This is a genomic window from Bradyrhizobium sp. JR4.1, from assembly GCF_040548605.1.
In the GTDB taxonomy this organism is placed as follows: domain Bacteria; phylum Pseudomonadota; class Alphaproteobacteria; order Rhizobiales; family Xanthobacteraceae; genus Bradyrhizobium; species Bradyrhizobium canariense.
This window is the reverse complement of record NZ_JBEPRY010000002.1, coordinates 409,446-423,937: the sequence shown is the minus strand read 5'-3', so window position 1 is coordinate 423,937 and position 14,492 is coordinate 409,446. Positions and strand designations below refer to the sequence as shown.

Genomic DNA, 14,492 nt, shown 5'->3' with positions numbered 1-14,492 from the left:
TCCCTGGTTCCCCAATGCCCCTGCGCCTGTTCCTGACCTCCGGCGATCTCATGGCCGACCGCCGCTTCGAGTTCGCGCGCGACCTCCAGCTCAAGGGCGATCTGGCGGCTGCCGCCGACCTGCTGGAGCAGACCATCGAGCTTGCGCCGAATTTCACCTCGGCCTGGTTCACGCTCGGCGAAATCCGCGCGCAACTCGGCGAGCGCGACAAGGCGATTGCGGCCTTTCGCAAATCGCGCGAGTCCGACCCGGGCGATCAGCATGGCGCTCATCTGCATCTGATACGCCTCGGCGATGCGCAATTGTCGGAGATGCCGAAGGCCTATGTGCAGGCCTTGTTCGATCAATACGCGCCGCGCTTCGAGCACGTGCTGATCAACGATCTCGGCTATCGCGCGCCCTCGCTGATCTTCAAGGCGGTGGTGGCTGCCCGCGTCGCCGCGAAGAAGCCCGCCCTGTTCAAGCGCGCCATCGATCTCGGCTGCGGTACGGGGCTTGCGGCCGCCGCCTTCGCAAAACAGGTCGACCAGTTCATCGGCATCGACCTGTCGCCCGGCATGGTCAAGGAGGCGCGCGCAACCGGCCTCTATGCCGAGCTCGAAGTCGCCGACATGATCGAAGGCCTGCGCAGCAGGAGCGATGCGAGCGCAAACCTCGTCGTCGCTGCCGATGCGTTCGTCTATCTCCCCGATCTCGCGCCAGTGCTCAGTGAGGCCAGGCGCGTGCTCGCGCCCGGCGGCGTGCTTGCGTTCACGCTGGAGACCCATGACGGCAGCGGGATCGTTCTCGGCGAAGGCCTGCGCTATGCCCATTCGGCGGAATATGTGCGCGATGCGATGGCGCAGGCCGGCCTCAAGGTCCTCACATTGGAGCGGGCCTCGCCACGCACCGAGAACAACGAGCCGGTGCGCGGACTCGTCGTGGTCGCCGAGAAAACTTGAGTTTAGGCGCTATAAGCGGCGCTTTGAGCGTCATTGCGTCGCAAAGCCGTGACTTCCCACTTGCGAGCCCTGCGGCGATGCCAGCACAATGCGCGCACCAGGGAGAAACGAACAATGACGAAGAATCCATCGCGGCGCGATTTCAGCGCCGCCGCGCTCGCGACCATCGCGGCATCCACCTTGCCCGCGCCCTATGTCTGGGCCGCGGAAAAGAAATACGATGCCGGCGCCAGCGACACCGAGATCAAGATCGGGCAGACCGTGCCGCATTCCGGCCCCGGCTCGCTCTACGGCGTGCTCGGGCGCGTCGGCGAAGCCTATTTCCAGATGCTCAACGAGAAGGGCGGCATCAACGGACGCAAGGTCAAATTCCTCACCATGGACGATGCCTACAGCGCGCCGAAATGCGTCGAGGCGACGCGGCGCCTGGTCGAGCAGGAGGAGGTGCTCGCGCTCTACGGCTCGCTCGGCACCGCGCCGCAGACCGCCGTGCACAAATACCTCAACTCGAAGGGGGTGCCGCAGCTGCTGCTCAACACCGGCGCGTCGAAGTGGAATAATCCGAAAGAGTTCAAATGGACCATGGCGGGCCTGCCGCTCTATCCGACCGAGGCGCGCATCCTGGCGCGGCACGTCGTCAGCGTGAAGCCGAACGCGAAGGTCGGCATCCTCTACCAGAACGACGATTTCGGCCGCGACTTCCTGGGTCCCTTCAAGAAAGTGCTGGCCGATGCCGGCGGCACCGCGCAGGTCATCATGGAACAGACCTATGATCTGACCGATCCGACCGTCGATTCCCAGCTCATCAACCTCTCGAAGTCGGGTGCGGACGTCTTCTACAACATCTCCACCGGCAAGGCGTCGTCGCAGTCGATCCGCAAGGTGGCCGAGCTCGGCTGGAAGCCGCTGCAGCTGTTGTCGGCCGGCTCGACCGGCCGTTCGATCCTCAATGCAGCGGGCCTCGAGAACGCCGCCGGCATCGTCGCCATCCGCTACAACAAGGAGGTCGGCCTGCCCAAATGGGAGAAGGACCCCGACGTGATGGCGTTCGAGGAGCTGCGCAAGAAGTACACGCCGGCGATCGATCAAGACAACACCATCGCCTTCGCCGGCTACGGCCAGGCCGTCACCATGGGCGAGATCCTGCGCCGCTGCGGCGACGAGCTCACGCGCGCCAACGTGCTGAAGCAGGCCTCCAACCTCAAAGGCTTCCACTCGCCTTATTTCCTCGACGGCGTCACCTACGACTACACGCCTGACGACTACACGCCGATGAAGACGCTCTTCATCTCCACCTTCACCGGCAAGGACTGGGACATCTCCGACAAGCCGATGTCGGAGTAGGGGCGGGCGGGATGCTGTAGGGTGGGCAAAGGCGCACTTGCGCCGTGCCCACCATCTCTCCATGCATTCGGGTGCACATGGTGGGCACGCTTCGCTTTGCCCACCCTACGGGACCACCCCCTCGACGAACCCACCCCCACGGCTTACCTGTGATGCCGTGCCGCCCCGCATCCGCAAATCTCCGGCCGAGCCTGCCGCGCTGCTGCCCGACCACTTCCAGGCGTGGTTCACAGCCCGCGGCTGGTCGCCCCGCGCGCATCAATTGGCGCTGCTGGAGAAGGCGCACGAGGACCGGTCCGCACTGCTGATCGCGCCCACCGGCGCCGGCAAGACGCTGGCGGGATTTCTGCCGACGCTGGTGGAGTTGAGTTCTGCGCCCAAAGCTTCGGCAAAATCGGTGATCTCCACCGGCCGCAGTCTGCAACGCACCGGCGGCCTGCACACGCTCTACATCTCGCCGCTCAAGGCGCTCGCGGTCGATATCGCGCGCAACCTCGAGCGTCCCGTCGCCGAGATGGCGCTGCCGATCAAGATCGAGACCCGCACCGGCGACACGCCGACGTCGCGGCGGCAGCGGCAGCGGCGCTATCCGCCCGACATCTTGCTCACGACCCCCGAACAGCTCGCGCTGCTGCTGTCCTCCGACGACGCGCCGTTCCTGTTCTCCTCGCTGAAGCGCATCGTGCTCGACGAGCTGCATGCGCTGGTGACGTCCAAGCGCGGCGATCTTCTCTCCCTTGGGCTCGCGCGGCTGTGGCGACTGGCGCCGCAGATGCGCGCGATCGGCCTGTCGGCGACCGTGGCCGAGCCGGAATCGCTGGCGCGCTTCCTGGTGCCGCAGCCCGGCGGCAAGGAAGCGGCCGCCGACATCGTCATTGCCGGCGGCGCGGCGCCGCCGCTGGTCGAGATGATGGACACGCGCGAGCGCCTGCCCTGGGCCGGCCACAGTGCGCGCCATGCGCTTCCCGAGATCTACGAGCTGATCAAGGCGAACAAGACCACGCTGGTTTTCGTCAACACCCGCAGCCAAGCCGAGATGCTGTTCCAGAATCTCTGGAGCATGAATGATGACAATCTCGCCATTGCCCTGCATCACGGCTCGCTCGACGTTGCCCAGCGCCGCAAGGTCGAAGACGCGATGTCGGCGGGCAAACTGCGCGGCGTGGTCTGCACCTCCTCGCTCGACCTCGGCGTCGACTGGGGCGACGTCGACCTTGTCGTCAATATCGGTGCGCCCAAGGGTTCCTCCCGCCTGATGCAGCGCATCGGCCGCGCCAATCACCGGCTCGACGAAGCCTCGCGCGCGGTGCTGGTGCCGGCGAACCGCTTCGAGGTGATGGAGTGCCGCGTCGCGATCGACGCCATCGCGGAGAATGCGCAGGACACGCCGCCGCTGCGGATCGGTGCCCTCGACGTGCTGGCCCAACACGTTCTCGGCTGCGCCTGCGGCGAGCCATTTTTCTCCGACGAGCTCTACGACGAAGTGCGCACCGCCGCACCTTACGCCGATCTCACGCGGCAGGATTTCGACGACGTGGTCGATTTCGTCGCCTCCGGCGGCTACGCGCTGAAGACCTATGAGCGCTTCGCCCGCATCAAGCAGGACAAGGAGGGGCGCTGGCGCGTCGCCAATCCCAAGGTGCGGCAGAGCTACCGGATGAATGTCGGCACCATCGTCGAGGACGACATGCTGAAGGTGCGGCTGGTGCGATCGCGCGGCGGTGGTCAAGGAAAAGCAGGCGGGTCGACGGGCGTGATCGCGCGCGGCGGCAGGTTGCTCGGCGAGATCGAGGAAGCCTTCATCGAGGGCCTCAGCCCCGGCGACACCTTCGTGTTCTCGGGCGAGGTGGTGCGCTACGAGACCCTGGTCGAGGACCAGGTCTATGTCTCGCGCGCCAACGACAAGGACCCGAAGGTGCCGTCCTATATGGGCGGCAAGTTCCCACTCTCGACCTATCTCGCCGAACGGGTCCGCCGCCTGCTCGATGACGGGCGCGCGTGGGGCGCCTTGCCGGAGCAGGTGCGCGACTGGCTGTCGCAGCAAAAGGACGTCTCGCGTGTGCCTGAAGTGCGCGAGCTGCTGGTCGAGAGTTTTCCCCGCGCCAACAAGCACTACATCGTCTGCTATCCCTTCGAAGGCCGTCTCGCGCACCAGACGCTGGGCATGCTGTTGACGCGCCGGCTGGAGCGTGCCCGCGCCCGACCGCTCGGCTTCGTCGCCAACGAATATGCGATCGCGGTCTGGGCGCTCGGCGACCTGTCCTCCATGATCCGGGACGGCAGGATCGACCTCGATGCGCTGTTCGACCCTGATATGCTCGGCGACGATCTCGAAGCTTGGCTTGCCGAATCCGCACTGATGAAGCGCACGTTTCGCAATTGCGCGATCATCTCCGGCCTGATCGCGCGCCGTCACACCGGCGAGGAGAAGAGCCGCCGCCAGGTGCTGTTCTCGACCGATCTCGTCTACGACGTTTTGCGAAAACACCAGGCCGATCACGTGCTGTTGCGTGCCGCGCGGGCCGATGCCGCCACCGGCCTGCTCGATCTGCGCCGCCTCAGCGACATGCTGATGCGCATTCAGGGCCGGATCACCCACCGGGAACTCGACCACGTCTCCCCGCTCGCCGTCCCCGTGATGCTGGAAATCGGCCGCGAGTCAGTCTATGGCGAAGCTGGAGACGAGCTCCTGGCGGAGGCCGCCGATGAGCTGGTCAAAGAGGCGATGGGATAAGAGCAGGTTTTGACGTGACGGCAGGCGCGCTGGTTTCAGGAGATAACGAGGACATGCGCGTTTCGAATGTCAACATCAGCAGCGTGACGTTCGCCGCCGATCTCTCCGGCGCACTGTTCTGGGAAGAGCAGCGCCTGCTCGTCGTCTCCGATTTGCATCTGGAAAAAGGTTCCAGCTTCGCCATGCGCGGCGTACTGCTGCCGCCTTACGACACCATCGCGACTCTCAGTCGTCTCGCTGCTGTCATCTCCCGCCATGATCCCCGCATCGTCATTGCGCTCGGCGACAGTTTTCATGATCGCAGCGCGCATGGACGCCTGTCGGCGGAGGATCGCGACGCGGTCGCCGCCTTGCAGGCCGGCCGCGACTGGATCTGGATTTCGGGCAATCACGATCCGGCGCTGCCGCGTGATCTCGGCGGCACCGTCGCCGACGAAGTCGCGATCGGCCCGATCACCTTCCGCCACGAGCCGACCGGCGCGGGCGGCGAGATCGCCGGCCATCTCCATCCCAAGGCCCGCGTCTCCGCGCGCGGCCGCTCGATGGAGCGCCGCTGTTTCGCCTGTGATGGGATGCGCGCCGTGATGCCCGCCTTCGGCGCCTATGCCGGCGGCCTCAGCATCCGCGACGCGGCGTTTGCAAAGATCTTTCCAAAGAATGGTTTTGTCGCGCATTTGCTCGGCGACCGCCGCGTGCACGCGATTGCCGCGTCGCGGTGTTATTGACTAGCTATCGCTTCGATCGGGCTGAACCCTCTCACCACGCGCACACTGCGCTCCCTCCCCCCTTGTGGGGGAGGGCAGGGGAGGGGGGTAGCCCAGGAAAAGTTGCGCGTTGGCGTCGCGCAAACGCGTGTGCGAATCGAGATAATCCCCGTGTGGTACCCCTCTCCCTAACCCTCCCCCACAAGGGGGGAGGGAACGTACCGGTCTCGCAGCCGCAGATCGCGACTATCGCAACGGTTCACGCCGCCTTCGCCTGCACGTCATCGCAGAACTCTGCCAGCCGATCGGCGAGCCGCAGCGTCGCGGGGCTTGCACCCGGCGCGGCCATCAACGCGACTTCGGTCCGGTTGATTGGCGCAAATCCATCCTTCGCGGTCAGCACGCGGTGGTCGGACTGGATCGCCATCTCCGACAGGATGCTCAGCCCCATGCCGGCAGCGACCGCGGCTTGGATGCCGGCGAGGCTCGATGACGTATAGGACATGTGCCAAATGCGGCCCGCGCTTTCCAGCGCGTGGATGGCGCCGGCGCGGTAGAGGCAGCCGAGCGGAAAGCCGATCAGCGGCACCGAGGCGACATCGGCGTGGATCGGATGGCTCTTGCTGGTGACCCAGTGCACCTGCTCCGGCCACACCGCGATCGCGCCCTTCTCACCGGCTGCGCGCTTGAACAGTGCGAGGTCGAGCTCGCCGCGATCGAGGTCCCGCGCCAGGTTCTTGCTCTGATCGGCGCGCACATCGAGCCGCAGGCCCGGATGCGAACGCGAGAAGGCGCCGAGCAGTTTCGCCAGCCGGTACGCCGCAAAGTCTTCGGGGATGCCGAGCCGGATCGCGCCTTCGCCGTCGGGCTGGCGCAGCACGTCGCGGGCCTCTTCCGCAAGCGACAACAGCCGCCGCGCATAGGACAGCAGCCGTTCGCCGGCTTCGGTCGGGCGCAAATCCTTGCCGTCACGATGCAGCAGCACCTGTCCGACATCCTCCTCCAGCCGCTTGATCTGCTGGCTGACGGTCGATTGGGTGCGATGGACGCGCTCGCCGGCGCGGGTGAAGCCGCCGGCATCGACCACCGACACGAAGCTGCGCAGGAGCTCCAGATCGAGCATGGGCGCCTCCATTCGAAAATCCACTGACTAGAAGTTAATCATTTAATTTCCAAATGACAAGCCGGCCCCCCTAAATCGAGGGCTCAGGAGATTCGCATGTCGCTCGCCCCCTCGATTTCGGTTCCCCGCAGCCGCTTCAATACGCTGCCGCTCGCCATCGGCGCGTTCTGCCTGCTCTGGAGCTACGCCTTCGTCGCCGGCAAGATCGGCGTGACCCATTGCCCGCCGCTGATCCTGCTCGCCGCGCGCTTTTCGCTCGCCGGCATCCTGATCATCGGTGCCACGCTGGTCCGCGGCGACGACTGGTCGCTGTCCTGGCGCGATGCCGCGATCTTCGCCGTGCTCGGCGTCGCCAACAACGCGCTCTATCTCGGCCTCGGCTACACCGGGCTGCAATCGGTCTCCGCCGGCCTCGGCGGCCTGATCGTGTCCGCCAATCCGGTGTTCACGGCGGGCCTCGCCGCGATTCTGCTCGGCGAAGGCATGACGTGGCGCAAGGCGAGCGGCCTCCTGCTCGGCATCATGGGCGTGACCTTGATCGTCTGGCACCGCCTGTCGGTCGGCACCGACTCGCTGCACGGCATCGTGTTCACGCTGGCCTCGCTTGCCTCCCTCGTCGCTGGCACCATTTTGTTCAAGCTGCTCGCGCCAAAGGGCTCGTTGTGGATCGGCAATGGCGTGCAGAATCTCGCCGCCGGCATCGTGCTGACGCCGGTCGCGCTCACCTTCGCTGACGTCCATGCCATCGACTTCACGCCGGGCCTGATCGGCGCTTTCGCCTTCCTCGTGCTCGGCGGCTCGATCATGGCCTACTGGCTCTGGTTTCATCTCCTGAAAGTGTGTGGCGCGACGGCTGCCAGTGCCTATCATTTCCTGATGCCGCCGCTCGGAATGCTGTTCGCGTATCTCGTGCTCGGCGAGCATGTCGAGGCCCGCGATCTGCTCGGAATCATCCCGGTCGCACTTGGCATCTATCTGGTGACGCGGCCCGCAAAATCCGTCTCGTAAGAGGAGTCCATCATGCCCATTTCCATCACCCTGATCGGCGGTCCCACTGCGCTGATCGAGATCGATGGCTTCCGCCTGCTCACTGACCCGACCTTCGATGCGCCCGGCGCCTATCAACTGCCGCATGTGAAGCTGGAGAAGACGATTGGACCCGCGCTGAAGGCCGACGCAATCGGCCCGGTCGACGCGGTCCTGCTCAGCCACGACCAGCATTCCGACAATCTCGACAATTCCGGCCGTGACTATCTGCTTAAAGCGCCGCGCGCGCTGACGACCGAGGCCGGCGCCAAGCGCCTGGGCGGCCATGTCGAAGGCCTCGCGCCATGGGCGACCTCGCATCTGAAAGACGGTGACGGCAATACGCTGACGATCACCGCCACGCCCGCGCGCCACGGCCCGGCCGGCATCGAGCCGCTGTCGGGCGACGTCATCGGTTTCGTGGTGTCGTCGAGCCGGACCGACACCACTTCGGTTTATATCAGCGGCGACACCACCTGGTTCGACGGCGTCGCCGAGGTCGCGCGCCGCTTCAAATGCGGCGTGGTGATGCCGTTCGCTGGCGCCGCGCAAACGCGCGGGCCGTTTCATCTCACCATGGACACCAACGACACCATCGAGACCGCACGCGCCTTCCCCGATGCGATGATCGTGCCGGTTCATACGGAGGGTTGGGCGCATTTCCGCCAGAACGGCGAGGATCTGCGCAAGACGTTTGATGTGCTGGGTTTTGGCACAAGGCTGCGATTGCTGGAGCCGGGGGTGCCGACCGTGGTGCAGGCGCCGTAGCCCCAACTGTCATGCCCCGGCTTGACCGGGGCATCCAGTACGCCGCGGCGGTAGTTGTGAGAGCGAACTGCCTAACGCCGGCCTCTGGAATACTGGGTCGCCCGGTCAAGCCGGGCGACGACGAGAGGAGAGAGCGTAGTTCCCTCAATCCTTCCTGAAAACAATCGACGCCATCCAGCCCGTCATCAGCGCCATCGCGGCGGTGACGAGGCCGTAGATCAGCCCGTTCTGGCGCGCCGTCGTCGCGACGAACTGCTCGAAGCCGACCTTGACGATCTCGAACGCGGTCTCGGTCTTGCCGATGAACGCGCCGTCGGCGAACAGCTTGATCTCGACCTCATAGGTGCCGATCGGCACCTCCGCCGGCAGTGGAATGCCGGTGCGGAACAGGGTCGATGTCAGGAACGTCACCGCGCTCGGATCCTCGCGGTAGAGACCGCGCTGGGTGCGCAGGCGGATGAAGGCGGAGCGGAACGCGTCGTTCGGCACCACATCGGCATAGTCGCCGCTGACGCGTTGGGTCAGCAGCACGTTGTTGAGCCCGATCTGCTGGCGTCGCGCGATCTCGGGCGAGGTTATGACATCGAAGGAGCGGTTGGCGAACAGCGCGAGATAGCTCGGCACCTCCAGAAACTGGCGGTAGTCGGTGTTGATCCAGATCCCGAAGGTACGCTCCTTGCGCCGCGTCACCATGTCGGCGCGCGGGCCCATCACGGTGACGACGAGATCGTAGCTCTTGCGGTCGACGGGCGTGGAGGCGTCCTTCTCGACCGAGCCGAACAGCACGAGCTCCTCGCCGGAATAGTTCGGAGTCACCGTGACGCGATGGTTGGAGACCGACACGATCAGGCGCTCGGCCCGTGCGGCGGAGCCGAGCAGCAGGACAACCAGGACTGCGAGAGCTGCGCGCATCATCCGTTCACCCCCAGCTCGCGAATGGTGAAGAGATCCTCGGGCCGGATCACCAGCTCGATCGCGAAGCGAACACCGACCGAGAGGATCAAGAGGCCGAGCAGCAGCCGCAACTGCTCGCCGCGGATCTTCTGGCCGGCGCGGGCGCCGAACTGCGCACCGGTGACGCCGCCGACCATCAGGATCAGCGCCAGCACGGCGTCGACCAGGTGATTAGTGACCGCGTGCAGCAGGGTCGCAAACAGCATCGTGACCAGCGTCAGGACCATCGACGTCCCGATCACCGTCGAGGTCGGCACCCGCAGCAAATAGATCATGATCGGCACCAGGATGAAGCCGCCGCCGATGCCCATGATGGCGCCGATGAAGCCGATCAGCATGCCGACGATCACGACCGGAATGACCGAGAGGTAGATCTTGGAGCGCTTGAACCGCATCTTCAGCGGCAGGCCATGGATCCAGTTATGCGTGCGTCGCGGCGGCACCGCGCCGCGCCGGGTCCGCATCAGGGCACGCAGGCCTTCGGAGAACATCAGGCTGCCGACGGTGGTGAGCAGCACGACGTAGGACAGTGCGATCATCAGATCGAGCTGGCCGAGCGCGCGCAGCTGCGTGAAGGTCCACACCCCGAGAGCCGTCCCGGTTACGCCGCCGCATAACAGCACGCTCGCCAGCGCCGGGTCGATCGCGCGTCGCCGCCAATAAGCGAGGGCGCCGGAAAAGGACGAGGCGGCGATGTGGCTTGCGACGGAAGCGACCGCGACTGCCGGTGTGATGCCGATGAAGATCAGAAGCGGCGTCATCAGGAAGCCGCCGCCGATCCCGAACATGCCGGAGACGAAGCCGACCGCCGCGCCCATCGCTAGCACGAGGAAGACGTTGACCGGAAGATCGGCGATCGGGAGATAGAGCTGCATCGAGAGACCACGCTTCCGGCGAGACGGATCGATTGCGCGGAATGCTCGCAGGAGGGCAGAACGATTGCCGCGTCCCTCAATAGCGGAATTCGGTAGCGGGCGGGACCAGGAATTTCGGGCGTGGTGAATGGGGGTGTCGGCGGCATCGACGCTTTAGCTCCTCACCCTGAGGAGCCTGCGCAGCAGGCGTCTCGAAGGGCGAGGCCCGGATCAAGAGGCGGGCCTGCATGGTTCGAGACGCGCGCAAGAGCGCGCTCCTCACCATGAGGGGAGAGGGCCTCAGTGCACCGCCGACGCCGACTTCTTGCTCGCAACCGGCTTCGGCGCCGGCTTCGCGTTGGCCTGCGGGGCGCTGTCCCAGCCGCCGTTCGGGGCCGCAACGTTGACGGCGTCGTCGGGCTGGGGCTCGGCGCTGAAGGTCTGGATCGCGAGCTTGGCAGCGGCGAGCGATTGCGGGTCGAGCCGCTTGGCGACGTCGTCGCGCTTGGTTGCTGCGTCCGCATCGCCCTGAGCGGCGGCGAGGGTGAACCATTTGTAGGACTCGGCGAGGTTCTGCTCCACCCCGATGCCGCGGGCATAGAGGATGCCGAGGTTGAACTGGCTGTCGGCGACGCCGCGATCGGCGGCCTTCCGGAACCACAGTGCCGCGCTCTTGTAATTGGCGCCGCGTCCGCCGCCGTCGGCATCGAGCACCGCGAGGTTGTGCATCGCCTTGGCGTTGCCGCGCTCGGCGGCTTGCGTGTAGTAGCGGCGGGCGATGTCGGCGTCCTTCTTCACGCCGAGACCCTTTTCGTAGAGTGTCCCGAGGCGGAAGGTTGCGGGCACCACGCCGGCCTGTGCCGCGCGGTCGTACCATTTGGCGGCTTCGTCGTAATTCGCGGCCACGCCCTTGCCCTCGGCAAAGCGCACGCCGATCTCGTAGGCCGCGGTCGCATCGCCCTTCATCGCGGCGGTGCGCAAGCCGGGGCCACCGATGCCGTCAGGCAGCTTTTCGCTCGGCGGCACCTGGATCATCGCGAGTTTCGCACGGCTCGTGCCCGACAGCGCGCCGGTGGCGTCGCTGGAGGCCGCAGGCGGGGTTGGCGCCGCGGTTTGCGGGATTTCGACCGAAGCGGTGCCGCTCGGGCTCGTCACGGGCCCCGGCGCGGCATTGTTCTGCGACTGTTTTCCGATCGGGGTCGGCGAGGTCATCGACGGCGTGACCTGCTCGGGCGTGGCGGGCTTGTTCTCGACCGGCGGCGGGGCCTGCGGCGCGGGCGCGGGCGACGAATTCTCCATCGCCTGCGGCGACGGCGACGGGCTGCTGCCATCGAGCAGGTTCATCGCCATCTTGAAGGTGCCGAGCACGATCACGACCACGCTCGCGCCAACCAGCAGCGAGCGGATCTTCGAGGTGATGGTCGCGCCACCTTCCTGGCCCTTGTCCTTGGCGCGGGCGATTGCGGCCTTGGCGCCACGGGCCGGCTTTTCGGGCGGCTGCGCGGCGGCGGCTTGGGCTGCGCGGCGCGCGGCGGCGATGAAGCTCGACGACGACACCGGCTCCTTGGGCGCGGCCGGGATTTCGCTGATTGCGCTTTCGGACGCGGCAATGCGCTCCGACGACGTGGCGATGCGTGCACCCGGCCGGGTGCCGGGCTCGAGCGGATGATCCGGCGGCAGTTCGGGCGCGAGCGCGGCGCGCGTGGGCGCCGTATGCGGCTCCAGGATTTCGCTGATCGCGCGTGGCGGAACCGGCGGTGCCATCGGCATCGGCGGCGGCGCTGCCGGCGCGGCGGCATGGAATTCGCGCGGCGCGGCGGCGAAGGCGGCTTGCGCCGCCTGCGCGGCGGCCGGATTGGGCAGCTCGGGCTTCGGATCGTATTTCGGGTGCTGCTGTTGCTGCGGCCGCGGCTCGTGCGCCATCGGCGCGGGCGCCATGGGAGCGGCCATCGGCATCGGCTGCGGCGCTGGGGCGGGCGGCGCGGTGCGCACATTGCGCAGATCGCCCTCGATCATCGAGAGACGATCGACGACGTGGCCAAGGGCGTTGTGGACGGCCTCCAGCGAGTCCTGGGTGGTCCGGTTCGTCTCGGCCTGACTGAAGCGGATGTCGGAGAGCTCGCGCTTGACGAGATCGACCATGCCGGACTCGGCAGGGGGCGCGGAGTTGCGGCTCTCGGCCAGCGCCGAATAGGTCGCCTGCTGCCGCTCCAGGTGGCGCAGGATGTCGTGCAGCCCGTCCTCGACGCGGCTGAAATTCCCGTTGCGCGGATCGGAGGCGGCCTCGAGCCGCTCCAGAAGATACGAGACCCGCTGTTCAAGATGAGCAAAGGTCGAAGCCGAGTCGTTGCCGACCTGCATGCGGTCGAAACGGTCGGACAGGGCGCGGATCGCGCTTTCGAGATGCTCGCTGCTCTCGGGTGGCTGAGGGCGCTCGCGCGTTTCCAGAGCCGCGGTGAGCGCCGCGATGCGTTGCTCCAGCACCGCAAAACTGTCGCCGTTGCCCGAGGCGCGGGTGACCTGGTCGACCTTGGACGACAGCAGCTGCACGTCATCCGAGAGCCGGGCCAGCGCTTCGTTGGAAGCGACGTTGGAGACGATGCCGCGCAGCGCCGAGATCGCGCCTTCGAGCTGGCGGACCGTCGAGGGATCGTCATTGGCGCGCAGGATCAGATCGAGCTTGGCGCCGAGATTGCGGATCGCCTCGTCATAGCCGGTGAGCTGCTCGGCCGGCGTCAGCGTGCGGAGCACCTGCTTGATCTCGGACAGCGCGTGCTCGATGCCGGACAGGACCTGACCGTCGGTGCCGTTGGAGCGGGTCTCGTCGATGCGCCGATGCAGCGAGCGGATCTCGTTCTCGATCGATTCGATCGCGCGGCGCGGCATCGCCTCGGTGATGGCGTTGCGGATCTCCGCAAGCTCGCTGCGGAAACTGTTGATCGCCTGCTCGGTATTGTCGGGGCGCTGGAGCGATTCGATCTGGCTCGTGATCTTGAGCAGATGGCGCTCGAGCGCAGAGAAATCCGGCCCCGGCTGCGGTGGCGGCGGAGCGTAGGCAGGCGGCGCGGGGGGCGCGTAAGGAGCTGCCGCAGGCGCGATCGAGGGTGCTGCGCGCGGCGGCATCTGTCTGGGCGTAAAGCCGTCGAGCTCGCTCTGCCGTGCCGTGATCTCGGCGACCGCGACGTCGAACGAAGCGGGGCTCAGGGGCGGTGAGCTGCGATAGACCTGCGCTGCCGCACGCTCGACCGCATCGGCCTGGCGCTGGCGCGTTTCAACGGGTGCCTGCCGCGGTGCCGGAGCCTGCTGCGGCTTTGAGATTTGCGACAGCCTTGCATCGAGCCGCGAGATCGCGTCGTTGAGCTGGCGCGCAACGCCTTGCTCGCGCGAGACGTCTGGTCGCGAAGTGTCCTGCCGCGAAGTGTCTTGTCGCGAAGGATCTTGCCGCGGCGCGGGCTTGGAAATCCGTTCGATCTGCTGGGTGATGGCGTCGAGCCGCTGGTGGATGTCGGCGACTTCGCGACTTTCCTGGCTCGGCACGTGACTCGGGACTTGGCTCGGCAGTTGACTCGGGACGTGCTGGGCTTGCGGACGCTGATCGTAAAGTCCGCGAAAGTTCGGCGGGGCGGTCTCGCCGAGCGTGGAGTTCAGCCAATCGTTGAGTGACATGCCGGCGCGACGCGCAGCAGCTTCGGCCCGCTCCCGGACGGAGGGATCGATGCCGTCAACACTCCACGATACGCGCGAATTCATGACTCTGTCCGGTCCCGACTCCGGCGCCTCACCCGGCGCCTCCAGCCTCCCCACGCGTGCCCGTTGCAAAGACAATCGAATTTCGCGTGGGTCGTCTGCCTCGAAAACCGACTTTTGTCTGTTACGGTAAATAACGGGTTAAGGAACCCGTTGACGGTGTCTTAAAGTTGGCCAGCGGGGGAACGGCACGATGGCAGGTGCGCTCCCTCCCCCGCTTGCGGGGGAGGGTTGGGGAGAGGGTGCTTCCACAATCGAGAACCCCCAAGATGAGAGAGCCCTCACCCGCGCCTTCGG

The 14,492-nt window shown here is 66.5% G+C and carries 10 protein-coding genes; 6 read left to right on the top strand and 4 right to left on the bottom strand.

Annotated elements, in window-relative coordinates:
* The first annotated feature begins 14 nt into the window (after window positions 1–14).
* The 4 genes from ABIB90_RS07205 to pdeM all read left to right on the top strand — a co-directional run bounded on the left by ABIB90_RS07205 (window position 15) and on the right by pdeM (window position 5,744).
* Window positions 15–941 (top strand): methyltransferase domain-containing protein, encoded by a 927-nt coding sequence (locus ABIB90_RS07205; RefSeq protein ID WP_007599385.1) that lies wholly within the window; start codon window positions 15–17, stop codon window positions 939–941.
* A 114-nt stretch (window positions 942–1,055) separates the two neighbouring features.
* Window positions 1,056–2,285, top strand: a complete 1,230-nt coding sequence (locus ABIB90_RS07200) for an ABC transporter substrate-binding protein (RefSeq protein WP_219684770.1) — start codon at window positions 1,056–1,058, stop codon at window positions 2,283–2,285.
* A gap of 157 nt (window positions 2,286–2,442) precedes the next feature.
* Complete coding sequence (locus tag ABIB90_RS07195) at window positions 2,443–5,019, top strand: ligase-associated DNA damage response DEXH box helicase (RefSeq protein WP_354200539.1); 2,577 nt, start codon at window positions 2,443–2,445, stop codon at window positions 5,017–5,019.
* A gap of 53 nt (window positions 5,020–5,072) precedes the next feature.
* Window positions 5,073–5,744, top strand: a complete 672-nt coding sequence (gene pdeM, locus ABIB90_RS07190) for a ligase-associated DNA damage response endonuclease PdeM (protein WP_354200538.1) — start codon at window positions 5,073–5,075, stop codon at window positions 5,742–5,744.
* Between the two features lie 238 nt (window positions 5,745–5,982).
* Here pdeM and ABIB90_RS07185 read toward each other — a convergent pair whose 3' ends face one another.
* On the bottom strand, window positions 5,983–6,846 hold the full coding sequence (locus ABIB90_RS07185) for a LysR family transcriptional regulator (RefSeq protein WP_219684767.1): 864 nt from the start codon (window positions 6,844–6,846) through the stop codon (window positions 5,983–5,985).
* Window positions 6,847–6,942: 96 nt separating this feature from the next.
* On the opposite strand from ABIB90_RS07185, the gene ABIB90_RS07180 reads away from it, so the two are divergent.
* Together ABIB90_RS07180 and ABIB90_RS07175 are read left to right on the top strand one after the other, a co-directional pair.
* On the top strand, window positions 6,943–7,854 hold the full coding sequence (locus tag ABIB90_RS07180) for a DMT family transporter (RefSeq protein WP_354200537.1): 912 nt from the start codon (window positions 6,943–6,945) through the stop codon (window positions 7,852–7,854).
* A 12-nt stretch (window positions 7,855–7,866) separates the two neighbouring features.
* A complete protein-coding gene (locus tag ABIB90_RS07175) occupies window positions 7,867–8,640 on the top strand; it encodes an MBL fold metallo-hydrolase (RefSeq protein ID WP_007599397.1) in 774 nt (257 codons plus the stop codon).
* Between the two features lie 144 nt (window positions 8,641–8,784).
* On the opposite strand, the gene ABIB90_RS07170 is transcribed toward ABIB90_RS07175, so the two are convergent.
* The 3 genes from ABIB90_RS07170 to ABIB90_RS07160 all read right to left on the bottom strand — a co-directional run bounded on the left by ABIB90_RS07170 (window position 8,785) and on the right by ABIB90_RS07160 (window position 14,198).
* On the bottom strand, window positions 8,785–9,555 hold the full coding sequence (locus ABIB90_RS07170; RefSeq protein ID WP_354200536.1) for a TIGR02186 family protein: 771 nt from the start codon (window positions 9,553–9,555) through the stop codon (window positions 8,785–8,787).
* Entirely contained in the window at window positions 9,552–10,469 is a 918-nt protein-coding gene (locus ABIB90_RS07165; RefSeq protein ID WP_354200535.1) for a sulfite exporter TauE/SafE family protein, read from the bottom strand. The genes ABIB90_RS07170 and ABIB90_RS07165 overlap by 4 nt, the downstream gene beginning before the upstream one ends.
* Before the next feature lie 279 nt (window positions 10,470–10,748).
* Window positions 10,749–14,198: a hypothetical protein gene (locus tag ABIB90_RS07160; protein WP_354200534.1), complete on the bottom strand. Its 3,450-nt coding sequence runs from the start codon at window positions 14,196–14,198 to the stop codon at window positions 10,749–10,751.
* Window positions 14,199–14,492 lie beyond the last annotated feature (294 nt).

What these genes read in the sequence shown, in the direction of transcription:
- ABIB90_RS07205 (WP_007599385.1), top strand. Translation starts at nt 15, where the DNA reads ATGCCCCTGCGCCTGTTCCTGACCTCCGGCGATCTCATGGCCGACCGC.
- ABIB90_RS07200 (WP_219684770.1), top strand. Translation starts at nt 1,056, where the DNA reads ATGACGAAGAATCCATCGCGGCGCGATTTCAGCGCCGCCGCGCTCGCG.
- pdeM (WP_354200538.1), top strand. Translation starts at nt 5,073, where the DNA reads ATGCGCGTTTCGAATGTCAACATCAGCAGCGTGACGTTCGCCGCCGAT.
- ABIB90_RS07185 (WP_219684767.1), bottom strand. Translation starts at nt 6,846, where the DNA reads ATGCTCGATCTGGAGCTCCTGCGCAGCTTCGTGTCGGTGGTCGATGCC.
- ABIB90_RS07180 (WP_354200537.1), top strand. Translation starts at nt 6,943, where the DNA reads ATGTCGCTCGCCCCCTCGATTTCGGTTCCCCGCAGCCGCTTCAATACG.
- ABIB90_RS07175 (WP_007599397.1), top strand. Translation starts at nt 7,867, where the DNA reads ATGCCCATTTCCATCACCCTGATCGGCGGTCCCACTGCGCTGATCGAG.
- ABIB90_RS07170 (WP_354200536.1), bottom strand. Translation starts at nt 9,555, where the DNA reads ATGATGCGCGCAGCTCTCGCAGTCCTGGTTGTCCTGCTGCTCGGCTCC.
- ABIB90_RS07165 (WP_354200535.1), bottom strand. Translation starts at nt 10,469, where the DNA reads ATGCAGCTCTATCTCCCGATCGCCGATCTTCCGGTCAACGTCTTCCTC.
- ABIB90_RS07160 (WP_354200534.1), bottom strand. Translation starts at nt 14,198, where the DNA reads ATGAATTCGCGCGTATCGTGGAGTGTTGACGGCATCGATCCCTCCGTC.